The 23,878-nt window shown below is 62.6% G+C and carries 20 protein-coding genes and 3 tRNA genes; 11 read left to right on the plus strand and 12 right to left on the minus strand.

The annotated features are described in order from the left end of the window. Nucleotides 1–12: 12 nt before the first annotated feature. The 6 genes from V8U06_RS04430 to V8U06_RS04455 all read right to left on the minus strand — a co-directional run bounded on the left by V8U06_RS04430 (nt 13) and on the right by V8U06_RS04455 (nt 7,071). Complete coding sequence (locus V8U06_RS04430) at nt 13–876, minus strand: metallophosphoesterase (protein WP_427139663.1); 864 nt, start codon at nt 874–876, stop codon at nt 13–15. Further along, on the minus strand, nt 873–1,286 hold the full coding sequence (locus V8U06_RS04435) for a DUF2442 domain-containing protein (protein WP_427139664.1): 414 nt from the start codon (nt 1,284–1,286) through the stop codon (nt 873–875). Before V8U06_RS04435 ends, V8U06_RS04430 begins: the two co-directional genes overlap by 4 nt. Beyond that, a complete protein-coding gene (locus V8U06_RS04440; RefSeq protein WP_427139665.1) occupies nt 1,287–3,266 on the minus strand; it encodes an AAA family ATPase in 1,980 nt (659 codons plus the stop codon). It lies immediately after the preceding gene. A 2,094-nt stretch (nt 3,267–5,360) separates the two neighbouring features. Beyond that, on the minus strand, nt 5,361–6,755 hold the full coding sequence (locus V8U06_RS04445; protein WP_427139666.1) for a DUF6538 domain-containing protein: 1,395 nt from the start codon (nt 6,753–6,755) through the stop codon (nt 5,361–5,363). Between the two features lie 133 nt (nt 6,756–6,888). Beyond that, nucleotides 6,889–6,962 (minus strand) — tRNA-Gly (locus tag V8U06_RS04450). Between the two features lie 24 nt (nt 6,963–6,986). After that, nucleotides 6,987–7,071, minus strand: a tRNA-Tyr gene (locus tag V8U06_RS04455). A gap of 295 nt (nt 7,072–7,366) precedes the next feature. On the opposite strand from V8U06_RS04455, the gene rlmB reads away from it, so the two are divergent. Continuing rightward, entirely contained in the window at nt 7,367–8,242 is an 876-nt protein-coding gene (gene rlmB, locus V8U06_RS04460; protein ID WP_226919448.1) for a 23S rRNA (guanosine(2251)-2'-O)-methyltransferase RlmB, read from the plus strand. Nucleotides 8,243–8,367: 125 nt separating this feature from the next. Here the strand turns inward: rlmB and V8U06_RS04465 are convergent, their stop codons facing one another. After that, complete coding sequence (locus V8U06_RS04465) at nt 8,368–8,979, minus strand: FMN-dependent NADH-azoreductase (RefSeq protein WP_226919449.1); 612 nt, start codon at nt 8,977–8,979, stop codon at nt 8,368–8,370. A gap of 131 nt (nt 8,980–9,110) precedes the next feature. Here V8U06_RS04465 and V8U06_RS04470 point away from each other — a divergent pair, with 131 nt between their 5' ends. The 3 genes from V8U06_RS04470 to V8U06_RS04480 all read left to right on the plus strand — a co-directional run bounded on the left by V8U06_RS04470 (nt 9,111) and on the right by V8U06_RS04480 (nt 10,574). Beyond that, nucleotides 9,111–10,058 carry a LysR family transcriptional regulator gene (locus tag V8U06_RS04470; RefSeq protein ID WP_226919450.1) on the plus strand — a complete coding sequence of 316 codons (948 nt, stop codon included), beginning with the start codon at nt 9,111–9,113 and terminating at the stop codon, nt 10,056–10,058. A 55-nt stretch (nt 10,059–10,113) separates the two neighbouring features. Further along, nucleotides 10,114–10,189 (plus strand) — tRNA-Thr (locus V8U06_RS04475). Nucleotides 10,190–10,349: 160 nt separating this feature from the next. After that, nucleotides 10,350–10,574 (plus strand): hypothetical protein, encoded by a 225-nt coding sequence (locus V8U06_RS04480; RefSeq protein ID WP_427139667.1) that lies wholly within the window; start codon nt 10,350–10,352, stop codon nt 10,572–10,574. 150 nt (nt 10,575–10,724) lie between these two features. On the opposite strand, the gene V8U06_RS04485 is transcribed toward V8U06_RS04480, so the two are convergent. Beyond that, nucleotides 10,725–11,009, minus strand: coding sequence for a hypothetical protein (locus tag V8U06_RS04485; protein ID WP_226919453.1), 285 nt, complete (start codon nt 11,007–11,009; stop codon nt 10,725–10,727). Between the two features lie 179 nt (nt 11,010–11,188). Between V8U06_RS04485 and V8U06_RS04490 the strand changes: the two genes are divergently transcribed. Beyond that, complete coding sequence (locus tag V8U06_RS04490; RefSeq protein ID WP_226919454.1) at nt 11,189–11,356, plus strand: hypothetical protein; 168 nt, start codon at nt 11,189–11,191, stop codon at nt 11,354–11,356. Further along, the gene (locus V8U06_RS04495) at nt 11,353–11,547 is read left to right on the plus strand and encodes a hypothetical protein (protein WP_427139668.1); all 195 of its coding nucleotides are present in this window, start codon (nt 11,353–11,355) and stop codon (nt 11,545–11,547) included. Before V8U06_RS04490 ends, V8U06_RS04495 begins: the two co-directional genes overlap by 4 nt. Nucleotides 11,548–11,563: 16 nt before the next feature. Here V8U06_RS04495 and V8U06_RS04500 read toward each other — a convergent pair whose 3' ends face one another. Further along, complete coding sequence (locus V8U06_RS04500; RefSeq protein WP_427139669.1) at nt 11,564–11,953, minus strand: DUF4440 domain-containing protein; 390 nt, start codon at nt 11,951–11,953, stop codon at nt 11,564–11,566. A 248-nt stretch (nt 11,954–12,201) separates the two neighbouring features. Between V8U06_RS04500 and V8U06_RS04505 the strand changes: the two genes are divergently transcribed. The 3 genes from V8U06_RS04505 (at nt 12,202) to V8U06_RS04515 (ending at nt 13,886) form a co-directional block, all read left to right on the plus strand. Further along, the gene (locus V8U06_RS04505; RefSeq protein ID WP_226919457.1) at nt 12,202–12,408 is read left to right on the plus strand and encodes a hypothetical protein; all 207 of its coding nucleotides are present in this window, start codon (nt 12,202–12,204) and stop codon (nt 12,406–12,408) included. Between the two features lie 163 nt (nt 12,409–12,571). Then, complete coding sequence (locus V8U06_RS04510) at nt 12,572–13,345, plus strand: NAD kinase (protein WP_427139670.1); 774 nt, start codon at nt 12,572–12,574, stop codon at nt 13,343–13,345. A gap of 31 nt (nt 13,346–13,376) precedes the next feature. Continuing rightward, the gene (locus V8U06_RS04515) at nt 13,377–13,886 is read left to right on the plus strand and encodes a hypothetical protein (RefSeq protein ID WP_427139671.1); all 510 of its coding nucleotides are present in this window, start codon (nt 13,377–13,379) and stop codon (nt 13,884–13,886) included. Between the two features lie 146 nt (nt 13,887–14,032). Here V8U06_RS04515 and prfB read toward each other — a convergent pair. The 3 genes from prfB to V8U06_RS04530 all read right to left on the minus strand — a co-directional run bounded on the left by prfB (nt 14,033) and on the right by V8U06_RS04530 (nt 19,234). Further along, nucleotides 14,033–15,164 (minus strand): peptide chain release factor 2 gene (gene prfB / locus V8U06_RS04520; protein ID WP_427139672.1). Its coding sequence is split into 2 segments (ribosomal slippage): nt 14,033–15,094 and nt 15,096–15,164, totalling 1,131 coding nucleotides; the frame shifts between segments, so codons are not numbered across the junction. A 101-nt stretch (nt 15,165–15,265) separates the two neighbouring features. After that, complete coding sequence (locus tag V8U06_RS04525; RefSeq protein ID WP_427139673.1) at nt 15,266–17,713, minus strand: penicillin-binding protein 1A; 2,448 nt, start codon at nt 17,711–17,713, stop codon at nt 15,266–15,268. Between the two features lie 279 nt (nt 17,714–17,992). Beyond that, nucleotides 17,993–19,234: an N-acetylmuramoyl-L-alanine amidase gene (locus V8U06_RS04530; RefSeq protein ID WP_226921871.1), complete on the minus strand. Its 1,242-nt coding sequence runs from the start codon at nt 19,232–19,234 to the stop codon at nt 17,993–17,995. 662 nt (nt 19,235–19,896) lie between these two features. On the opposite strand from V8U06_RS04530, the gene V8U06_RS04535 reads away from it, so the two are divergent. Continuing rightward, the gene (locus V8U06_RS04535; protein ID WP_427139674.1) at nt 19,897–22,761 is read left to right on the plus strand and encodes an Rne/Rng family ribonuclease; all 2,865 of its coding nucleotides are present in this window, start codon (nt 19,897–19,899) and stop codon (nt 22,759–22,761) included. Nucleotides 22,762–23,039: 278 nt separating this feature from the next. Then, nucleotides 23,040–23,804, plus strand: coding sequence for an SDR family oxidoreductase (locus tag V8U06_RS04540; protein WP_427139675.1), 765 nt, complete (start codon nt 23,040–23,042; stop codon nt 23,802–23,804). Nucleotides 23,805–23,878 lie beyond the last annotated feature (74 nt).

Raw genomic sequence — 23,878 nt, forward strand, 5'->3', positions numbered from 1 at the left:
CTTTTAATTTGATCACAATTCGTCACCGGGGTCGCGATCAGCCTTGAGCGCGCGGTCGAGAATGGCCAACGCCGGGTCTACGGTTTGGCTTTTCGATCCGGGATTCGGAGACACTTCGACGGTGAAAGCTGGATCGAAGCCGGTGTTTTCGTTCGGGTATCCTCTAGGGTTCGACACGATCCTCGTATCGCCGACCATGTAGTCATTGCGAGAATGCAAGTGACCATGGACCCACAGCGCTGGCCCGACCTCGCACAGCAGGTCGTCCAATTCCGAAGCATAGCAAGCGGAGAGCGGATCGTGTCGAAAGCTCGGCTCGATCGAACATGGAGACGGAGCGTGATGGGTGACGACAACTGTCGTCAGCTGTGTATGCTCGCGAAGTTCGGCCGCAATGAAATCGCGGGTTTCGATATGTTTGCGATAAGCGTCGATCGGTTTGAATTTGCGGTACGGTGCCTTCGAGAACTTGATTTTCTTGAAGTCGTTCATTCCGGATTGGGCGTACGAAATGTTGACGGTGGGATTTCCTCCGAACAGCCGGAAATCGGTCCAAAGGGTCCCGCCGATAAACCTGACTCCGCCGATCTCGACCGCGTCGTCTTCCAGAAAATAGACGTTCGGAAATTTACCGGCGAATTCGCGGGCGTCCCGGACGCTTTCCCTGAGAGAGGCTCCATAGAAGTCATGATTGCCTGCGACCACGATGACGGGAATATGTCGAGCCATTGTGTCGGCCAGCCAACGAAGGCTCGGAAGGAGTCCTTTGGTGAGAACGTCGCCAGCGCAAACCAGGACGTCAGCATCACTCGGCGGGGTCTGCAAAAATGGCTGCCCGAACTCGAGATGGAGGTCGCTGATTATCCAGAGTCTCATGAGCGCTGTCGCCTCATGAAGTCCGGAGTGCCGAACGATCCGTTCATCACGAGCTCGATCTCGTGTTCGACCTCAAGACGTTCCCAATAAAGACCTTTCCCTCCAATTAGCTCAACCTCGGAGATGTCGGACTCAAGTGCATCCACCAGTCCCTGCAGCGACCGGGCGGGAACCATAAACGCGGCCCCATTTGTAAACTCGATTACAATCCGGCCCGACGAGTGGTCGTAGTAGGCCCCGCTCGGAGTGGAGTGTTTCAATGATCCTTCCGCCTCATGCTCTTTTTCAATCGAGATGCGGCGTCCGAGCGGTTGAAATCCAATCTCGTCGAGACCAGACCCAAGCGACTTTACACGGCTATGGCCTGTGTTATCGCGGCTATAGCTCCGCCTGTTCCGGCGCTTCATCATCTATGCCTCCATCCCGCGACGTGGCAGCTTTGCCAGACTAACCCTCGGCATCTTGTGCCGTTGTACGATCTCGATGGCCTCGTCGCCCGTCATGGCTTTCGTTTCCATCAGATGTTCGACAATTTCATCGAGACCGGCCCTGCTGGCGCTAATTATCGACCTCGCGCGGCCGAACTCGCTCTGCAAGACGTCGTGAACTCGCCTCCGAAAATCAGGATTGTAGGCTCGCAGTCGCTCGAGTTGCTCCAGGGGCCCTTCGACGAGCAGCGTGTGTCCCATCCCAAGCGCGCCCTCCAACATGGTCGCAAGCTCCGTCGCCCTATTGAGGTCCGCGGTTTCCGAGCCCGCAGAACCATCGGCAAACGATCCGAAGACCTCCAGTTCGGCCGCTATGCCGCCCAGGCACACGGCGATCGCGTTGAGATAGTCGGTACGCGTCTTTGGCCTGACTCCGGCTTGGCCGTATTCCACGTAGCCCAACTCGTTGCGCTTGCCTTCGATCCGATAGCGCGAAATCTTGATTCCAATGACCCGTCCGTGGCCGGCCTCGATCGCGACCAGCGCATGCCCCGCTTCGTGGACGGCAAGTGTGCGAAGATAGTCCTCGGGAAGCTCCACTAGCGGCCGAAGCTGATCGACAACGTGGTTTCCCGAAAGAGCTTCGAAGCGTCGCCGCGCTGCCCTTTTGGCCTCCCGGACCATTTGTTCGATATCGGCACCCGACAGACCCTCGGTCGCCATGCCGAACTTTTCGGATTGGGACCGATCCAGATCGATTCCGCTGTGAAATCCCAATATTGAGAGTCGGGTTTGCGCGTCGGGAAGCGCAATTGTATAATGTCGGCCCAACCGTCCGGCACGTCGTATTGCCGGATCGAGGTTGTCGGGATGATTACAGGCGGCTACGACCACCACGCCTTCGCGGTGATAGAAACCATCGAGGAGCTCCAGTAGTCCGGCAATCGCGGCGGTCATGTAGGCCTTATTGTGATCGCGGCCAATTCGGTTGCCAAAAGTGTCGACCTCGTCGATGAACAAAATGGACGGGGCTTTCGATTTGGCTTCCTCGAAGGATTTCCGCATGGCTTTCAAAAACTCATCGAGCGCGCCGGCGCTCTGCCAGGTGGAGAAAGAACCAATGGTGAGTGGAACGCCACAAGTGTTCGCCAGAGCACGTACAAAGGTGGTCTTTCCTGTTCCTGTCGGACCAGAAATCAAGACCCCATCGTCAACATCCTCCCATTGGATGCGACCAGATTTGTAATCACCGAGGTCACGCGCGAGATCATTGCCCCAGGCCACTATCGGACCGTATCCGTGCATGTCCGCGAGCGTCGGTCCGACCGCCTTGACCGCAGGTACATCTTTCTGCGTCCAAGATAGCGGATACCTCCTCAGTCTCTGCAGCGAGAGCGTTGGCGAGCGGCCTTCCTGGAAGGCATTGTCCAACCGGGCCCACGGTTCCGACAGCAGTAGTTCGACGTCCTTCTCGACGACCGGCATACCGAAACGTCTGAGCGCGGCCTGGACATGCCTCCTGCTCCGCATGGGGACATCCACCACCCTGTCCGCAAAGAGCCTTGCGCCATCATCCAAGTCCTTGTTGGGCTCCCTGATGAAAATCGCTCGGTCCACTCTTAGGGCTTCATATTGATCACGGTCCGAATGGCGTCCGCCCCACGTGCACACCAACGGCCTCGTACCATCTTTGCAGTCTTCGATCGCACGCAAGAAGACCCGCGCGGCAGACGAATAGACGGAAAGACAGGCATCCTCCGAAAGGCTAAGGATTACCTTGAACTTCGCGGCCGGTCTGTTCCAAGATCGAAGTGCCGCAGCGATTCCGCAGAACGCCATGAAAACAGGAAGGGTAATGAACGTACCGTCTTCAGGTAGACTAATCTTCCAGGGGACGCGCTTCTGTTTGCTGCTGCGTTGAATCGAGGTTTCATTATCAAACAACTCCAAGATATCGCTCAACGCGGTTCCTCCAACGTGCAGAAATCTTCTTGACCCAGTTCGCCACGGCACCCGGTGACCCAGCGGTTGAAGTCCCCAAGAGCGAACCATCGTTCGAGCGATGGTGCGGTCGGAATCGAACACCTCCCGCCCCACTCGAACATCGACGGCGATGCTAGGCAGGGTGCTTCCCGATCATTCGCGATATTATTGGTTCGTCCCACAAGCCACCGCGAGTTTTTACCGCGCTGCAGTACGGGTTCTTACCCCAGCCGCCGACAAGCGAATCACCACATCTCATCAAGGCCTTCAGATTTAATACCTTATATGACTTCATAAGTGCCATTATGTGCACTTGTAAAGTATTTTAAGACGTCAAAAGAGATTTATTGACATTTTTTTCCCAGATCGGCTCCTCGACTTCATGAGGGTTCCCGCTCCCGCCGACGCGTTGCGTGTTGCTCGCGCGCTCTTGAACATCTCGCAGCGTGTCGCTGCCGAGCGCGCGCAAGTTATGCAAAAGTCGGTATCAGCCGCCGAGAACTCGAAAAGCGTTCTTTGGGAAACGAATCTCGCACTCGTGGAATTCTACAGGCGTGAGGGCATCGAGTTTCTGGGAGACTGCGCCATTGGCGAACTGGTCAGACGAGGCGGGGCAAAGTGGTCGGGTCCAGAGGGCCCAACAAACGTTCAAAAGATCGATGGGGTTTTCCATGCCGAAACCGCGGACGTTTCATTCCGAGCAGCGAGAGCCCTCCTCGACAAGGCACAGGTGGAAGTCGCAGAACTTGCGAAATTGAGTCTCGACGTAGTCAAGGACCTTGAACGCGGCACCGAAGCCCGCAGACCGTACACAGTTCTCCGCGAGTGGTACGAAGGGCAAGGAGTGGAATTCACGGGTTGGGGCGACATAGCCACCCGTAGGTTTTATGGCGTCGGTGTACGATGGAGGAGCTGACCGCGACCGTCCCTTACTCCCGGCCGAAGGTAGCGCGCACAGCCTCATCGGTGATGCGGACAGCCTACGCCCAGAAACTCGTCGCTGCGGAAGCATGCGATCCGCTGGACATCCTTAGACATATCCTTACCGGAGCTTTCCCTTTCCCGGACATGCAAAGAAGGGGGCCGACCCCATGCCCAGTGCGGTTGTTCTGAGACCCTCTATCGCTCGAGCGGCCAGAGCCTACATCGGGCTAAGTCATGTGGAGCTAGGGAAGTGCGCAGGCGTGTCGTCGCGCACGGTGTTCAAACTCGAGAAAGACGGAAAAGTCAAACGAGAGTCGCTGCAGAAGGTCCTCGCAGTGTTCGAATACGCGGGAGTCATCATGCTGTACGACAACGAGGGCGCAATAGTAGGAATGGAATTCAGGCCAAGGGGATAGCAACCCTTCCGGGCTTGGTATCGCCGGCTCCTGCCGCCCCAAAACGCCCGCCGCGCCAACCGCATAATTGCAAGGTACCTCCCGGTGCCCGAACCCAAGAACCCGACACGCCGATGGCCGCACTCAGCGAATGCATTATGAATGCAGTATTTATCCTTCAGCATGCCTCAATCACGGAATTGTGAACACTCCGCCTCCACGCCTTCCCCACCGCGCGTTCAAGTGGAATAACACAACCCTTTGTTGTTTTTGAGTGATTGAAGTCTTGCCTTTAACTGGTGCCGAACAATGTGTGGAAGTGGATTGCATCAAGTCGGGGTCTTGAATTAAATCAATCTTTTCAATGTATTATTGAATACCACGGAACCATGTGCTTCCATTGCATTGCTTCAAAGAAGCGCGGATTTTCTTGATCGATGGGGCTTCCTGGTGCACTTCAAGCTGACCCCTCTCCATGGCACCGGCACGGCCGGAAGCCGACCGCAATGCGACGTTGCGGCAGGCCGGGGGAGTTTGCTGGTCCCGGCAGGCTTACCAGCGCAGCCCGAGCAGGGGCCGAATCTACCTGTCGGCGTGACCATCGAAGAAATCGAAATCCATCTGGACCGCATCGCTTTAGAAATCGCGGACAGTCCTTATGGCCAGGTATATCTGCCACTGTATGCCTGGTTGGAGAACCAGCTCGAGAGGAAACGTCACCACCTGATGACGATGGCTGCGATTTCGGAGAGGGTCAGACGATTGCGGGGTCGAAAGCCAGGACGATCCTAGCCAGAGAGTCCCGCCGCCACGCCAGGCTGCCCTTCTTCCCGTAGTCCGGCCTATCGAGTGCATGTCCCATCAGTATTTTCCGCAGTTCTGCATCGACATTGGCATCCTTCATGCGGTCTTCGAAGGAGTGACGGAAACTGTAGATCACGTGGTCTGCCGTCGGGAACAGCTTATTCTCGCGAAAATACTTGTTCAGCGTGGCCGAGAGGCTGTTTTCGTTGTCTCTGTACCGCGGGAAACCGTTGGGAAACTTCTTCATAGCTTCCAGTGCCACGCCCACCAGAGGAATATCGCGTACCGACGAGTCGGTTTTGACTTCGCGTGGTTCATCGGGGTCGAAGCAGGGCGCGACGCTGATGTGAGGGACCGGATCGGAAAGCTTGATCTGTTCCGGTCGAAGGTTGGCGACCTCTGACAGCCGGCATCCCGTGTCGCACAGTGTGAACGCGATTGCCCTGGCCTCGTCGTTCAGACTTGAGAGCGCGCCGGGGGCGAGTATGCGCTCGGCGATCCATTCTGTTGGAAACGGCGGCCTGTCCTTCTGTTTTTTTGAGCGCTTCTTCTCGGAGAAGGACAGGTTGTCGAACGGGTTTGTCAGTTTCTGCTCATCAACGCCCTTATGCATAAAGTACCTTCTGTACAATACACGCATAATCCCGAGGTCACGGTTGCCGGACGACGGCGTATGGGTTGCCTTAGGCACGGCCCCGTCCTTTCGGCTGGGCGCGATCCTTTCCCGCCACCAGTTGTAGAACAGGAGGGCGTCCTCCCGCGTAATCTGATCGATGTCCCTTGCCCCGCAGACGGCCTCGAAGTTCTCGACCGCCCGCGTCCTCTGGCGCAGCCAAAGCTTGTACTGGGCCGGGCTTTTGCGGGTGAGTTCGTCGGCGATGATTTCGTCGACGAATTTGTCGAGCGCGTCCCGCAGCGATACCCGTGGGCTGGCGATCCCGCCCAGGATGGCCGTCGCTTCCGGCGAGGCCGGTTTCACGTCCTGGAGGGCCCTCAGGCGTGAAAGAATGGCAGTTCCGTTTTCCTCGGAGAGAATCGACGACAGGTGGCGGTAGGTAAAACCGAGAGCGTCGGCGCGCGCGACAACGGATTTGTAGCGCGCCACGGCCAGCTGCTTATCGCCGCCCTCGCGAAACGAGGCCCAGAGCTCGTCATCCGCGCGTTCGTGCGCGTCCCTCTTGATTCGCGCTTCCCCCAAATCGCGGGTTCCGAGCGCGATGCGGATCACCGGGGACCGCGGGTCCATTGCCGCCACCTTCGCGGGCACCCGTCGCTTATAAGTGTAAAAGCCGTTCCGCTGGCTGAGATGCCTATCCGGATCGGAAAGTTCTGCTCGCTGCGCCATTTTTAGCCGCCGTGTCGCGTTTGGTGGCACATAATGTGGCACAGAACACGTCGAACAGACAAGGTGAACAAAACAAGTCCGCCTGATACTTCCGCGTTTTCAACAGGATACCGACCGGTTAGCGGCGGCAAGTTGGAGCGGGTAGCGGGAATCGAACCCGCGTATTCAGCTTGGAAGGCTGCTGCTCTACCATTGAGCTATACCCGCGGGGTCATGATCCGTGTGACAGAATGGTGGAGGGAGTTGGATTTGAACCAACGTAGGCTGAGCCAACGGATTTACAGTCCGTCCCCTTTAACCACTCGGGCATCCCTCCATATTCTGTCGGGATCAAGCGACCAGTGTCGACCGGCGGGCAGTGCCTTGTCGGCGGCGCCTTCGATCTGGCGCGGTATATGACGGGACCAATTCGTCCTGTCAACACGACGTCACGGAAAAAATTGCGAAAAATGTCATCGCCCCTGCCGGCCTGTGGATGGCCGACTTTGCCGCCCCGCGCCCCCGGCCGGATTTTTCGCCCGGATTTTTCGTTCCGGTCTTTCACCCAGATTTTCACCGGCCGATGCAGCAAAACCGCTGCACAGTTTCGCGCGACGTGCTTTATAGGCCGCATGAGCAAAGACGATACCGGCGGCAAGTCCGCAAAAGACACCCATTACGCCAAACTTCGCCGCGCGCATCGCGACCAGCGGCGCGAACGCGGCGAGATTCCCACCCCGAAGGACGACCGCCGCCGCAAGCAGGCGGAGGGCTGGAAGGCGCCGGCGGTGGCGCCCGACCAGGTCTATCTCTATGGCCTGCACACCGTGCGCGCCGCGCTCGACAATCCCGAGCGCAAGATCATCAAGCTTTCCGTCAGCCAGAACGCCGCCCAGCGGCTGGAGCTGCCCGATCTTGCGAGCCTGCCCTACCCGGTCGAGACCGTGCTTCCTTCCGATCTCGACAAGGTGCTCGGCCCCGAGGCGATCCACCAGGGCGTGATGCTGGAGACGCGCCCGCTGCCGGCGCGCCGGCTGGAAGCGCTGAAGGACAGCCCGCTGCTGCTGGTTCTCGACCAGGTGACGGATCCACACAATGTGGGCGCCATCATGCGCTCGGCCGTCGCCTTCAATGCGGGCGCCGTCATCACCACGCAGCGCCACTCGCCGACCGAATCGGGCGTGCTGGCCAAGACGGCCTCCGGCGCGCTGGAACTCATTCCCTATATCCAGATCACCAACCTCGCCGATGCGCTGGACGAGCTGCACAAGCTCGGCTTCCTGACCGTCGGCCTCGATTCGGAAGGGCCGGCACCGCTGGAAGGCACGCTCTCCGGCGAGCGCATCGCCCTCGTCATGGGCTCGGAAGGCAAGGGCCTGCGCCAGAAGACGCGCGCCACCTGCAAGGCCCTCGCCCGTCTCGACATGCCCGGCGCGATCAAGTCGCTGAACGTCTCGAACGCCGCCGCCATCGCTCTCTACGCCACGCATCGACATCTTTTCGGCTGAAGGCCGGGGCACCTTTCAGCTGAAGGCCATGCCCCTCGGCTGAGGCAAGGCACAAAGACAAAGGCCCACCGGTTTTCACCGGCGGGCCTTTTGCATTGGAGGCGGATAGACTCAGCTTGCGCGCTTCAGGCCGCCGCGCGATCGGAAATCGTGCGTTCGGCTTCGGAAATCGCCTGGATCTTCGAATCGGCGCTGAGGTTCAGGCCTTCGGCGCGCACCACTTCCACATCCGTGACGCCGAGGAAGCCGAGCACGGCGCGCAGGTAGCTTTCCTGGTGGTCCATCGCCGCTGCCGGGCCGGCGCTATAGTGGCCGCCGCGGGTGGAGACGATGATGACCTTCTTGCCCTTGGCGAGGCCTTCCGGGCCTTCGGCCGTGTAGCGGAACGTCTTGCCGGCAACGGCGATGCGGTCGATCCAGGCCTTGAGCTGGCTCGGCAGGGAGAAATTGTACATGGGCACGCCGAGGATGACCGTGTCGGCGGCGAGGAACTCGTCGAGCACGACCTGGTTTTCAGCGACGTCGGCCGCGATCTCGCTGTCGACGTCTTCCGGCTTGGCATTTGCAGCCATCAGGTGGGCGCCCGAAAGATGCGGCAGCGGGTTTGCGACGAGGTCGCGATAGGTCACCGTGGCCTTGGCCTGCTCCGCCTTGAGCTGGGCGGCAACCGCGGCCGTCAGGCGGCGGGAAACGGAATGGTCGCCAAGGATACCGGAGTCGATGTGGAGGATGTTCATGGGTCAGCACCTTTGTTTGAATTGGGTGCAAGAGATATGATCCGAAAACAATCGCGCGATTAGACGGCAAAAATCCAATTGACCGTTTCAAATGAGAAACAATAAATCAGGCGACCACGGGAGATGAGACCATGCAGGACCTGAACGATCTCGCCCTCTATGCCGCCGTCGTGCGCCACAAGGGGTTCACCGCCGCCGCCAATGCGCTCTCCGTGCCGAAGTCGAAGATCAGCAAGCGCATCGCCGCGCTGGAGGAGCAGCTGGGCGTACGGCTCATCGAGCGGTCCACCCGCAAGCTGTCCATCACCGATATCGGCCAGTCCTTCTACGAACGCTGCGAGGCGGTGCTTTCGGGCGTCGAGGCGGCGGAGGCCGTGGTCGCCGTCGCCAAGGCGGAACCGGCCGGCACCGTGCGCCTTGCAATGCCGCCGGGCTTTGCGCCCATGGTCGCCGATATCCTGCCCGGCTTCCTGAAGCGCTATCCGCTGGTGCGCCTTTCGATCGTCACCACCGGCCGCCCCGTCGATCTCATCGAGGAGCGAATCGACGTTGCGCTGCGCGTGCGCGACAGCTACGACACGGACCAGTCGCTGATCGTGCGCCGCTTCGGCGGCACGCGGCGCTATCTGGCGGCAAGTCCGCGCTTCCTGGAACGCTACGGCCCCATCGAACTCGACGGCCTCGCCCGCGTGCCGACGCTCTCCATGAACGAGAACAATCCGCGCGCCATCTGGACGCTCTTCAATGCCGACGGCGCGATGCACGACGTCGCCCATTCGCCGGTCCTCACCTGCTCGGATTTCGGCGTGCTGGAGCGGGCGACCATCGAGGGCGTCGGCCTTGCGCTGCTGCCCGACATGATCGTCGAGCGCGGCTTCCGCAGCGGCGTGCTGACGCCGGTGCTGCCGGAATGGTCGAGCGCGGAATCGGCCGTGCACGCCGTCTTCACCTCCCGCCACGGCATGCTGCCGGCCGTGCGCGCCCTGATCGACCACCTCGCCGAAAACCTGCCGCGCTCCATGCAGCGCTGCCAGGAAATCGTGCCCCGCGCCGCTACCGACAGCAACTGGTCGATCTGAAACGGCCTTTTCGCTTTACAGCGGCGGAGAATATGCTAACTCCCTCGCAGAGAGTGCCCTTATAGCTCAGTTGGTAGAGCACCTGATTTGTAATCAGGGGGTCGCGAGTTCGAGTCTTGCTGGGGGCACCACTTCTCTCTTTTTTCCGGCACGATCCAAAATCGCCCGATAATCCTCCGACCTTTCACACGTCCGAAAAACCCCGGTGACATTCGGCAAGGCACGTCCTGCCCCACTCGACTTGAGATTGATTGCGTGCTCTTTTGTTCCCGAAAAAAGGGAGGGACGAGAATGCAGGCAAACGGGAATCCTGAACCGGCGACGAGCAGACGCTCTCCGACACGGCGCCTCATTTCCCTTCTCCTCGGCGGCCTGATGGCCCTTGGCGGCGCCTTCGCTTTTCTCTGGATGTTTTTCCATGTGGTCGAGCCGGTGAAGGGCCTGTTCTGGATTGCGCCCGTCGTCGTCTCGGTCATCGGTGTCGCCATTATCTGGGACGATATTCGCAACCCGTGACCATCACCTGGGCCGAGGCCTGCCGTGCCGGACCGTCATTTCGCTTCCATCGCATTGGACGGAATGGGCCCATCGGCCTGCGTGAACCGCTCGCCAAAGAAAACGGGCGCCGCAAGGGCGCCCGCTTTGCCGTTGATCCGTGCCGGACCCTTACTTGGGGTCTTCGGCACCCTGGTAGTAGTCGCCGTCTGCCGGGCGTTCTTCGCCGGTCACCGGCATGGCGCCATCATCGGACTTGTTGATGCTCTGCGTGGAGAACAGGTCGAGGCTTTCGCGCTGGGCAGGCGGAAGGACGAAGGTGTCGTCGTCCATGATCGAATCGCGCGTCGGACCCGAATAGTAGTCGCCATCGCTGCCGGCGAAGGCCGGAGCACCGCCGAGAACGCCGGCTGCAAGAAGGGTCGCTGCAAGGGTTGCTTTGCTCAGGGTACGCATAGTTCGTTCCTTTCCTTCGTTGTGATCGCAAAGCTAACGTCACTGCCGACGATGTAGTTTCACTGCAGTGCACTGTTTTCACGGGATCGTGATCGCAACGCGGGAGAGGTCGCCGCATCGCCTGTTCTTGACGCTCCGGCAAAAATAGAACATAACAAGAACAAATCGGAGAACACGCCATGCAGAACGATGCTTTGGAACGCGGAAATGCCATCCTCGAAGCCTGCCGCTCCCTGCGCGAGCGGCAGTTGCAGAACCGTCTCGAACTGCAGCGCAAGGCGGCGGCTGTGGCCAAGCCGCTCTATGTGCTGAAGAGCAAGAAGCAACTGGAGCTTCGGCTGCAATGATCCCGGTACAGGCACAAAGGTTCGCCGACAGCGAGGAAGCCGTCCAGATCCTCGCCCTTCACGGCGGCAATGCGCTGGAAGCCCTGCGCACCATGATCGCCGAACGCGACGCGGTGGAGGAGCGGCTGGCCATCGCGACGATGGTCATCGCGCAGGATCGCGCGAGCGTGCCCTACCGCCGGCGGTCCTAGCGCCCTTCGGCGGCCGTCAGGCCGGCGGCGGCGTGACCGTTCCCTGGTGGAACAGCATCTGCCAGCGGTGCCCGTCGTGTTTCCAGAGGGAACTGCGCAGGACGTGGCGTTCGGAGCCGTCTTCGGCGGTGCGCCGCGTGCGATAGGTCAGGAGAACGGCATCGGTGGAGACCGGCACCAGCGCATAGTCGCCGGCCCAGAAGGAGGTGTCTTCCGCCTCGTCCTCTTCCTCGGCCAGAAGTTCGATGGTTTCCGCGCGGCGATAGACGGTGCCGGAACTGCCGAACTCGGTGAAACCTTCCGCGAGCAAGGCCTCCACGGCCGCGCGGGAGCGGCGGACCTCGGGGCGGTGAAGCGCCTCTTCCAGGCTACGGATTTCGGCGATGAGGGTGGCGGCGTCCGTCATGGCATCTCGCGGCGTTGCGCTGAACCCTTTCCGTGTAGAAGCCTTGCCCCTGCCCGGCAAGGCTCGATGTCCCGCAAGGCTCGGTGCCCAGCGAGGCCTGACGCCGCACGGCGGTGCATTGCCGTCGGCGGCCGGCTGTCCTATAGGCATCCTGAGTAAACCGGTGCCGTGCGGCATCATCATTTCCGCCCCAGCGCGCAGGCCGGCAAGACCGGCGCGATGCGGGGCGACCTTGCGGAGGAACGGACGTGACGGCTGACAAGCAGGCGGGAAGCGAAGCGGTGACCAAGGTCACGGTCGAGAAGGGCCGCAACGGCCAGTATTTCTTCGCGCTGACCTTTCGCGGCGTGACCTATCCAGTGAAGGGCCCCTTCGCCAATCCGATGCTGGCGGCCGCCGCCGGACAGGCCACGGTCAAGGCGCTCGAAGCACAGGCGAACGGCCGCAAGGCCTGATCCCGAGGCTTGCTCCTATAGCCTGCCCGAGTGACCTTCCCTCGCGGCAAAGGCCCCATCCCTTTCCAGCACTGTCATATTTTTCAGATGCACCTGCCCTAAAGGCATGCGACAAAGGCCGGCCCGCTCGGGGCAAGGCTGCAACAAGGATCTGGATCAGGGCATGACGCGGACTTTCACCTCCCTCTCCTTCGTCGCCTCGCAGGCGCCCGAAGCGCAGGAAGCGCGTGACGAGCTGATCGCCCGCTACGGCAATGCCGATCCGGAAGAGGCCGATGTGATCGTCGCGCTCGGCGGCGACGGCTTCATGCTGCAGACGCTGCACACGACGATGAATTCCGGCAAGCCGGTCTATGGCATGAACCGGGGCTCCGTCGGCTTCCTGATGAACCGCTACAACATCGTCGACCTGCCGGCGCGCATCGACGGCGCGGTGGAGAATGCCTTCCGCCCGCTGGAAATGGTGACGAACGACACCAGCGGCCAGGAGCGCCGGGCGCTCGCCATCAACGAGGTCTATGTGTTCCGCCAGTCCTACCAGGCGGCCAAGCTGCGCGTCAGCATCGACGGGCGCGTGCGGCTGGAGCAGTTGATCTGCGACGGCCTGCTGCTGGCGACGCCCGCGGGCTCCACGGCCTACAACCTTTCGGCCCACGGCCCCATCCTGCCGCTCGAGGCGCCGCTTCTGGCGCTGACGCCGGTCAGCGCCTTCCGGCCCCGCCGCTGGCGCGGCGCGCTGTTGCCCAACAAGGCGACGGTGGAGATCGAGGTGCTGGAAGCGGAAAAACGCCCCGTCAACGCGGTCGCCGACAATACCGAGGTCAAATCGGTGACCTCGGTGCGCATCGCCGAATCGAGCGGCCTTTCCGCGCGCATCCTGTCCGATCCCGATCATTCCTGGTCCGACCGGATTCTCGCCGAACAGTTCGACTATTGATGACGAAACGCCGTCAGGACAGGAGTTCGCCATGACACGGTCCATGCTTGCCAGCGCCCTCGCCCTGCTGCTTCTCGCCAGCGCGCCGGCCCTTGCCGAGGACGCCCCGCCCGTTCCCGAAGCAATCACCTTCGTGGTGAGCACCGGCTTCTGGGAAGAACCCGTCGAGGACGATACGACGGATGCCGCGGCAACCAAAACCGAAACGGCCGAGGCCGCGACACCGGCCGCCCTTCGTCGCGGCTACTACAAGCTGATCGCCGTGCGCCAGCCGGACGGCACGGCGCAAATCCATCTCCAGCAGATCGAGGCCACGGCGAACGGGCCGAAGATCGCCTCCTCCACCGTGCTGGAGGAGTTCTCGGCGATGAAGCCCTATGTGACGGATATCCGGCCGGAGAATTCCTCCGGCATTACCAGCCAGCCCGGCCTGTTCGCGACGGTCTACCTGAAGACCGATCCGAAGGCGCAGGAGCCCGAGAGCTGGACGGTGCTGATCGACGATCTCGGCGAGATCAAGGTCGAGCGGGCCACCAACTGAAAACGGGCGCCGAAGCGCCCGTTCCGATTTCACGTTTTCTAGAGCATGTCAGGTTCGGATTGAACCAGACATGCTCTAAATTCTTTTGTTTTCGTTTGCCTTTTCGGGAAAACCGGTTCCCACTTTCCCTGACAAACTCTTAAACCTCAGTTGAGGTCGTCGACGACCGCATCCGCCCCGCCATTGACGCGGTGCGCCAGCGCGGCTTCCATGAACTCGTTGAGTTCGCCATCGAGCACGTCCGACGGCGCCGTGCTTTCGACGCCCGTGCGCAGGTCCTTGACCAGCTGGTAGGGCTGCAGCACGTAGGAGCGGATCTGGTGGCCCCAGCCGATATCCGTCTTGGAGGCGGCTTCGGCGTTGGCGGCTTCCTCGCGCTTCTTCAGCTCGGCCTCGTAGAGACGGGCGCGCAGCATGTCCCACGCCTTGGCGCGGTTCTTGTGCTGCGAGCGTTCCTGCTGGCAGGCCACCACGATGCCGGTCGGGATATGCGTGATGCGCACGGCCGAGTCCGTCGTGTTGACGTGCTGGCCGCCGGCGCCCGACGAGCGATAGGTGTCGATGCGGCAGTCGCTTTCGTTGACCTCGATGTTGATCGATTCATCGACCACCGGGTAGACCCAGATCGAGGAGAACGAGGTGTGGCGGCGCGCATTGCTGTCATAGGGCGAGATGCGGACCAGGCGGTGCACGCCCGATTCGGTCTTCAGCCAGCCATAGGCATTGTGGCCCTTGACGAGCAGTGTCGCGGACTTGATGCCGGCCTCTTCGCCGTCATGGACTTCCAGCAGCTCCACCTTGTAGCCCGAGCGCTCGGCCCAGCGGGTGTACATGCGCAAGAGCATGTTCGCCCAGTCCTGGCTTTCCGTGCCGCCGGCGCCGGAATGCACTTCGAGATAGGTGTCGTTGCCGTCGGCTTCGCCCGAAAGCATCGCCTCGACCTGCTTGCGCGCGGCCTCGACCCGGACGGCCTTCAGCGCATCCTCGGCTTCCTTGACGATGGCGTCGTCGCCTTCTTCCTCACCCAGTTCGATGAGTTCGATATTGTCCTTGAGCTGCTGCTCGATGACCTTCACGCCATTGATGCCTTCATCCAGCTGCTGGCGCTCGCGCATCAGCTTCTGGGCTTCCTGGGCATCGTTCCAGAGGTTGGGATCCTCTGCCTTGTTGTTCAACCAGTCCAGTCGTCTTACCGCCTGATCCCAGTCAAAGATGCCTCCTCAGCAGGCTTATGGCCTGCTTGATTTCGTCGACAATATTCTCGATTTCCGCGCGCATGTCCGTTTCTTCGATGCTTCAGGTTTCGGTGGCCGTGAAATAGAGAGGGCGGGCGCGGATGTAAAGCCCCGCGCCCGCCCCCGGAAGGAATGTCCCTCAAATCAGAATAGGCCGCCGCTGCCGCCCGAGACCGCCTGGTTGGCCTGCGGCGAGCTCTTCAGAATCTCTTCCGGCGTTGCGAATTCATCGCCGCCGATGACCGAGAAGACGTCGGCCGGGCCGGTGCCGGGCTTGAAGGCTTCCATGATCGTATCCGGATCGCCCTCGTTGGCCTGCATGCCGGTCTTGCGGTTGACGGCGATGAACTGCATGCCCTCGGGCACGAGGAACTTCGTCGGGCGCGTGCCGTCGAGGGCCGCCTGCATGAACTCGTTGAAGATCGGCGCCGAGAGCGAGCCGCCGGTCGCGCCGCGGCCGAGCGGCGCGGGATTGTCGAAGCCGATATAGAGGCCGGCGACGAGATCGGGCGTATAGCCGACGAACCAGGCGTCCTTCTCGTCGTTGGTCGTGCCGGTCTTGCCGGCCGTCGGGCGGTCCAGCTTGATCTTGCCGGCGGCGGTGCCGCGCGTGACGACGCCTTCCATCATCGAGGTGATCTGGTAGGCCGTCATCGGGTCGAGCACCTGCTCGCGGTTGTCGACCAGCTCCGGCTCTTCCTGGTTTTCCCAGTCGTTGGCGTTGCAGTTCTCGCAGGTGCGCTCTTCGTGACGGAAGATCGTCTTGCCGTAACGGTCCTGAATGCGGTCGATCAGCGAGGGCTTGATCTGCTTGCCGCCATTGGCGAGCACGGCGTAGGCCGAGACCATGCGCAGCACAGTGGTTTCGCCCGAGCCGAGCGACATTGCGAGCACCGGCAGCATCTTGTCGTAGATGCCGAAGCGCTCGGCATATTCGGCGACGAGGTTCATGCCCATGTCGTTGGCGAGGCGAACGGTCATCAGGTTGCGCGAGCGCTCGATGCCGAGGCGCAGCGTCGACGGGCCGGCCGCGCCGCCGCCGTAGTTCTGCGGACGCCAGACCTGGCCGCCGGCGACGATCTCGATCGGCGCGTCCATGATGACGGAGGCCGGCGTATAGCCGTTGTCGAGCGCGGCGGCATAGACGAAGGGCTTGAAGGACGAGCCCGGCTGGCGCATCGCCTGGGTGGCGCGGTTGAATTCCGACTGGCCGTAGGAGAAGCCGCCGACCATGGCGAGCACGCGGCCGGTATGCGGGTCCATGGCGACGAGGCCGCCCTGCACCTTCGGCGGCTGGCGCAGGCGATAGGTGCCGCCCTCGATCGGTTCGACATAGACGACGTCGCCGACATTGAAGACGCCGGCCGGCGACTTCGCCGTCTTGCGGTCGCCCTTGGCCGAGCGATAGGCCCAGCTCATGGCCTTGGCCTCGATGCGGCCGGTCACGCGTTCCTCGACGACCTTGCCGGAGGCTTCCTTGCTCGGCTGCAGGCCGATATCGGCGCCGCCGTCGTCGACGGCGAGCACGACGGCGAGCTTCCATTCCGGCACGTCGGAGAAGGCGTCGATCTTGGCCAGTTCCACGCCCCAGTCGCCGCCGATCTCGATGGTCTTGACCGGGCCGTGGAAGCCGCGGCGCTCGTCATAGCTCAGGAGACCGTGCTGCAGGGCCTTGCGGGCAGCGACCTGGACGCGCGGGTCGAGCGAGGTGCGCACCGAAAGGCCGCCCTCGTAAAGCGCGTTGTCGCCGTAGCGCTCGATGATCTGGCGGCGGACCTCCTCGGAGAAATAGTCCGAGGCGAAGAGATAGGTGCCGCGATGGCGCGGCGTCACGCCGAGCGGCTGGGTCTTGGCTTCCGCGCCGTCGCTCTGGGTGACGTAGCCGTTCTCGACCATGCGGTCGATCACCCAGTTGCGGCGCTCGAGCGCGGCTTCCGTGCGGCGGAAAGGATGGTAGTTCGACGGGCCCTTCGGCAGGGCGGCGAGATAGGCGGTCTCGGCGATCGTCAGTTCCGTGACGGACTTGTCGAAATAGGTCAGCGCCGCGCCGGCGATGCCATAGGAATTGAGGCCGAAGAAGATCTCGTTGAGATAGAGTTCGAGAATGCGGTCCTTGGAATAGGCCTGCTCGATGCGGAAGGACAGGATCGCTTCCTTGACCTTGCGGTCGATGGTCTGGTCGGAGGAGAGCAGGAAGTTCTTGGCGACCTGCTGCGTGATGGTGGACGCGCCGACCGGGCGGCGGCCGGAACCGAAGTTCTGCAGGTTGACCGCGATGGCGCGGAAGAGGCCCGTCACGTCGACGCCGGGATGCTGGTAGAAATTCTTGTCTTCCGCCGAGAGGAACGCGGCCTTCACGCGGTCGGGGATCGCCTGGATCGGCAGGTAGAGGCGGCGCTCGCGGGCATATTCGGCCATCAGCGCGCCGTCGCCGGCATGCACGCGCGTCGTCACCGGCGGCGCGTAGCTGTTCAGCACTTCATAATCGGGAAGATCCTTGGTGACACTTCCGAGATAGAGCGCGACCGCCCCCGCCACGGCGAGGAAGAAAACGGCGCCAATCCCGAAGAAATATCCAATCAGTCTGATCATGAGCCAGTTACCGATGCCTTATGCTTATAAAAATTCATCGGGCAGACCTGCTGCCCGGCCTCTGCCGCCCCGGCTCAATCCCGCCGTTGCGCCTTCCCTGTCGAAGACGAGTCGTCCCCATTTTCTCGATCCCGTCTAGCGATCGGAATGTGAGGAAAATAGGGCTTACTGCATGCCGTGCGGCTTCGCCACCGCACAATGGCGGCGGCTGTCACTTTTCCGGCACAGGCGACACTACCACGTTTGCGCGCGGCGCGCCCGCGCCATCGCGAGACAGGCTTAACCGCCGTTGGCGACGACGGTCGTGCGATACTCGCCCACCGCCTTGGCGACGAGGCCCGCGACCTTCTTCTGCCAGGCGGGATCGATCAGCAGCTGCTCGTCGTCCTTGTTCGACATGAAGCCGAGTTCGAGCAGGATGGACGGCACGTCCGGCGCGGTCAGCACGCGGAAGCCGGCATGGCGATGCGGATTGTTGATCAGCAGCACCTCGTTCTTGAAGGTGCTGACGACGCTCTGGGCGAGGTTGATGGAAAAAGCCTGCGTCTCGCGGCGCGTCAGGTCGAGCAGGATGTCGGCGACTTCCGCCGGCTCGTCGACGAAGGAGATGCCGGCGATCTGGTCGGAGAGGTTTTCGCGTTCGGCAAGGCTGGCGGCGAGACTGTCGGAGGCCTTGTCGGAGATCGTGTAGACCGTCGCGCCGCGAATGTCCTTCTGCTTCAGCGTGTCGGCATGGATGGAGATCAGGAGGTTCGCGCCCTCGCCGCGGGCAAGCTGCACGCGCTGGGAGAGCGAGAGGAACTCGTCCTTGTCGCGGGTGAGGATGGCGCGCGTGTCGGGCAGCTTGTTCAGCTCCTCGGCGAGCGCCGTGGCGAAGGCGAGCGTGACGTTCTTCTCTTCGGTCTTGGTGACGCCGCCGCGCGCGCCGTTGTCGATGCCGCCATGGCCGGCGTCGACGGCGATGACGAACGGGCCGTCCGCCCGGCTGCCGGGCAGCATGACGGGCGTGTCGCCGCCGGCGGCAGGGGCGCTCGCCTCCTGCCAGCTCTGCTTTTCCATCTGCCCCTGGAAGACCTGGTCGGTGACGATGGCGGTGTCGATGACGAGGCGATAGCTTGCCGCCCCCTCTTCTTCCTGCACCTCGGCGAGCACGACGCCGACGGGGCGCGAGGCGGTCAGCACGATGCGCGAGCGGCCGGCGGCCATGCTGCCGTAACGAATGTCGGAAAAGATGCCGCGCGCCTCCAGCTCCTCCGCCTTGATGCCGAAAGCGGTCTCCGGCAGGTCGATGAGCACACGGTAGGGATTGGCGACGTAATGGACCTTGAACTCCGGCTTGCGGTCGAAATCGATGACGAGGCGCGTGCGGGCGTCGTCACCGGCGATGCGGGCGCCGAAGGCCAGCAGCGGCGCGGCCGAGGCCGAGACGGCGGCGGCCGGCGTCACGACGGCAAGGCAGAGGGTCGCGGCGAGCGCGCCTGCGGCAAGGCGGGAAAGGGTCTTGGTCAGGAGGCGTAACATCACCACTGGCAGTCCGTTCAAACGCGTGAAAACCGCGCGATGCGGCGCTGGACGAGGTCCATAGATGCCCCCATATGGTTAACCAAAGCTTGCCACGGGGCCCCGCCGGCGGGTTCGCGCAAAGATCATGGCAAATCCATCAAGATTATGACGCTTTTGGCTTTTCCCTTGCCATTGTGACATATCCGCCATAAAAGCAAAATCAGGGAAAAAGAATAGACGGGATAGAATCGCTTAGAGCAGGCAGCCACCCCTTACGGGACCTTTGGCGCCGAACCGGGCCTTCATCCGCCGTCGCACCGCTTTTTCCCGGCCGATTAGATCGCGTAAACCGGCGGTGGCCGGAACAGTCAAGGTGGATTTCCACCAGTCGCCCTTACCCAAGGGCAATTTCATCGGACCCTATGGGTCCACTTTCATCGGACCTTACCGGGTCTATGGCACTGGCATTCTCGTTGGACGTTGATGTTGTCACAGCGGCATTTTTCAGAGGGTAACAGGCACCGGGACGTTCGCGTACCCGCCTCCCTCCGGTCGCTCACCCCTCACCGGGGCCTGACGGGAACTTACTTATCCGGCGCATCCCTCTCCTCCCCCGGCTCATCCCTTTCAGGGAAAAGCTCGCCGCCAGGATTGCGGCTGCGCCGAGGAGCTCAATCTACATGGCAGAGAAAATGCTTATCGATGCGTCTCACGCTGAAGAGACGCGGGTTGTTGTCGTACGCGGGAACCGCATAGAAGAATTCGACTTCGAATCCCAATACAAGAAGCAGATCCGCGGCAATATCTACCTTGCCAAGGTCACGCGCGTCGAACCGTCGCTCCAGGCGGCCTTCGTCGACTACGGCGGCAACCGCCACGGCTTCCTGGCCTTCGCCGAAATCCACCCGGATTATTACCAGATTCCCCTCGCCGACCGTCAGGCTCTCCTGAAGGCCGAAGCCGAGGAGCATCGCCGCGACGACGATATCGAGCCCATCGAGACGGGCACGAGCGCGTCCGACGAGAGCGACGCCCCAGCTGACGCAGTCGTCGCCGTCGAGGAGACCACGGTCGAGACCGTGGCCGAAGCCGAGGTCGTCGAAGCCTCCGCCGATCTTGCCGCCGAAGAGGCGCCGGCCGAAAAGCCGAAGAAGCCGCGCCGCACCCGCAAGGCCAAGGCGAAGACCGAGGACGCTCCGGCCGCCGAAGAGGCCGCCGCACCGTCCGAAGGCAGCGACGACGAAACGCCCGGCGGCGCGATGGCCATGGCCGTCGACACGGACGAAGTCTCCGAGCCCGCCGAACGCTCGCGCGGCCGTCGCCGCCGCGATGACGACGACGATGACGACGATCACAACGGCGAAGAGAAGGAAGTCATCGAATCCGTCGGCGCCGAAGACGCCATGGAAGAGGTGCCGGACCGCGTGCAGCGCAAGCCGCGCAAGCAGTACCGCATCCAGGAAGTCATCAAGCGCCGCCAGATCCTGCTCGTGCAGGTCGCCAAGGAAGAGCGCGGCAACAAGGGCGCGGCGCTCACCACCTATCTGTCGCTCGCCGGCCGCTACTCCGTCCTGATGCCGAACACGGCGCGCGGCGGCGGCATTTCCCGCAAGATCACCAACCTGCAGGACCGCAAGCGCCTGAAGGAAATCGCCCGCGACCTCGAGGTTCCGCAGGGCATGGGCGTGATCCTGCGCACCGCCGGCGCCAACCGCACCCGCGTCGAGGTCAAGCGCGACTTCGAATATCTGATGCGCCTTTGGGAGAACGTCCGCACGCTGACGCTCGCCTCGACCGCGCCCTGCCTCGTCTATGAGGAAGGCTCGCTCATCAAGCGCTCGATCCGCGACCTCTACAACAAGGACATCAGCGAGATCGTCGTTGCCGGCGAGGAAGGCTACAAGGAGGCGAAAGCCTTCATGAAGATGCTGATGCCGAGCCACGCGAAGGTCGTCCAGCCCTACCGCGACGTGCATCCGATCTTCTCGCGCTCGGGCATCGAAGCCCAGCTCGACCGCATGCTGCAGCCGCAGGTGACGCTGAAGTCCGGCGGCTACATCATCATCAACCAGACCGAAGCGCTCGTCTCCATCGACGTCAACTCCGGCCGCTCGACGCGCGAGCACTCCATCGAGGAGACCGCGCTCCAGACGAACCTGGAAGCCGCCGAGGAAGTGGCGCGCCAGCTTCGCCTGCGCGACCTTGCCGGCCTCGTCGTCATCGACTTCATCGACATGGAGGAGAAGCGCAACAACCGGTCCGTCGAGAAGCGTCTGAAGGACCATCTCAAGAACGACCGCGCGCGCATCCAGGTCGGCCGCATCTCGCATTTCGGCCTGCTGGAAATGTCGCGCCAGCGCATCCGCGCCTCGGTTCTCGAATCGACCATGCAGACATGCCCGCACTGCAACGGCACGGGCCATATCCGCTCGCAGTCGTCGGTCGCGCTGCACGTCCTGCGCGGTATCGAGGAACATCTCCTCAAGAACACCACGCACAACATCACCGTCCGCACGACGCCCGACATCGCGCTCTACCTGCTCAACCACAAGCGCGGCACGATCATCGACTATGAGGCCCGCTTCGGCGTCGCCATCATCATCGAGGCCGATGCCCATGTCGGCGCGCAGCACTTCGCGATCGACCGTGGCGAGCCCGTCGAGAACCCGGTCAAGATCGAGCAGATCCTGCACTTCGAGCCGGAGCCCGAAGACGACGACATCGTGATCGAGGACGAGATCGACGAAGAAGAGGAAGAGGCAGCCCGCCCGGCCGCAGCCGCGCAGGGCGCCCAGGCCGCTTCCGACGAGAACGGCCGCAACAAGCGCAAGCGTCGCCGCCGCCGTCGTGGCCGCGGCCGCGAGAACGGTGACGGCACTGACACGGCGTCCTTCGGCGGCGAACAGGCCGGCGACGAAGACGCGCTCGACGACGATGACGCCGAAGGCGATGGCGAAGAGGGTGCGGATGGCGTGCAGGCGGATGCCGGCGAGAGCGCCGACCAGCGCCGCAAGCGCCGCCGCCGCGGCAAGCGCGGCGGTCGCCGCAACCGTCCCGAGGACGGCTCGGTCGAAGCCGGCGCCGAGGGCGCCGACGATGCCGAAGGCGATGACGACGACGCCGAAAGCGTAGACGCTGTCGAGGTTGCGGTTACCGAAGTGGCCGTCGCCGCCGAGGAAGCTCCCGTCGAAGCCGTTGCCGAGGAGGCTTTCGCCGAGGAAGCGCCGGCCAAGCCGAAGCGTGCCCGCCGCAGCCGCGCCAAGGCCGCCACGGAAACCGCGACCGACGAAGCCGCCCGCAGCGAGATCGAGGCGCAGCCCGCACCGGTTGCTGCCGCCGAGGAAGCCGCCCCGGCCGAGCCGGATGTGGCGGAAGCCTCCGCCGATCTCGAAGAGCCGGCCAAGCCGGTGCGCGGCAATCGCGACATCTCCAAGATCGCGTCCGAGCCGGTGGTGAAGTCCTCCACGGCCAAGGAAGCCGCGCCCGAGGATGAGTCGGACAAGCCCAAGAAGGGCGGCTGGTGGCAGCGCCGCGGCTTCTTCTAAGCCGTTGCTTCTTTTCTGAAATCGAAAAGGCCCGGAGCGATCCGGGCCTTTTTCTATTCCAGGTAATGACCGTGAACCGGCATTGCTCTTCTTTTCTTGCGCATTGTCCAACGCCGAAGCGATATCGCTTCGGCTGGAAATGCTCTTTCTTCCTGCCGCATTGTCTGACGCCAAAGCGATATCGCTTCGGCTGGAAATGCTTCTGCTTAAATCGGGTGGCTGGCCCCTTGCCCTTCTGCGACACACCGCTCGTCAGAAACCCGCAAGGAGAAAATCCCATGACCCGCCTCACCGACAAGGTTGCCATCATCACCGGCGCAAGCTCCGGCATCGGCCGCGCCGCCGCGCTGCTCTTCGCCTGTCAGGGCGCAAAACTCGTGCTTTCGGCGCGCGGGGCCGAACGGCTCGAAGCCGTCGCGCAGGAGATCCGGCAGGAGGGTGGCGCGGCCATCGCGATTGCCGGCGACGTCAGCGACGAAGCCCATCACCGGGCGCTGGTCGAGACCGCGCAGACGCGGTTCGGCGGCCTCGACGTCGCCTTCAACAATGCCGGCACGACGGGGCCGGTCGGCCCGCTGCCGGAACTTTCGGCCGCCGAATGGCAGGCGGTGCTGGGCATCAATCTGACGAGCGGCTTCCTTGCCGCCAAATACCAGCTTCCGGCGCTGGAGGCGCGCGGCGGCGGCAGCCTCGTCTTCACCTCGACCTTCGTCGGCTATACCGCCGGCTTTCCCGGGCTCGCCGCCTATGCGGCCTCGAAATCCGGGCTTGTCGGCCTCGTGCAGGTGCTGGCCTCGGAATACGGTCCGAAGGGCATTCGCGTGAATGCGCTGCTGCCCGGCGCGACGGATACGCCGATGGGACGGCACGTCGCCAACACGCCCGAGGCGCTGCAGTTCGTCGCCGGCCTGAATGCCTTCAAGCGCATCGCCGCGCCGGAGGAAATCGCCGAAGCCGCGCTCTTCCTCTGCTCGGACGCCGCCAGCTTCACCACCGGCACGGCCATGCTGGTCGATGGGGGCGTGTCGATCAACCGGGTCTGAGCCGGGTCCGAGAAAGTGATTCAAGCGCCTGAAACATCGATTCCGTTTCCGCCCGCAAGGGCCTGAAACGGAAT

The sequence above is a fragment of the Shinella sp. G-2 genome, from assembly GCF_050172695.1.
Taxonomy (GTDB): domain Bacteria; phylum Pseudomonadota; class Alphaproteobacteria; order Rhizobiales; family Rhizobiaceae; genus Shinella.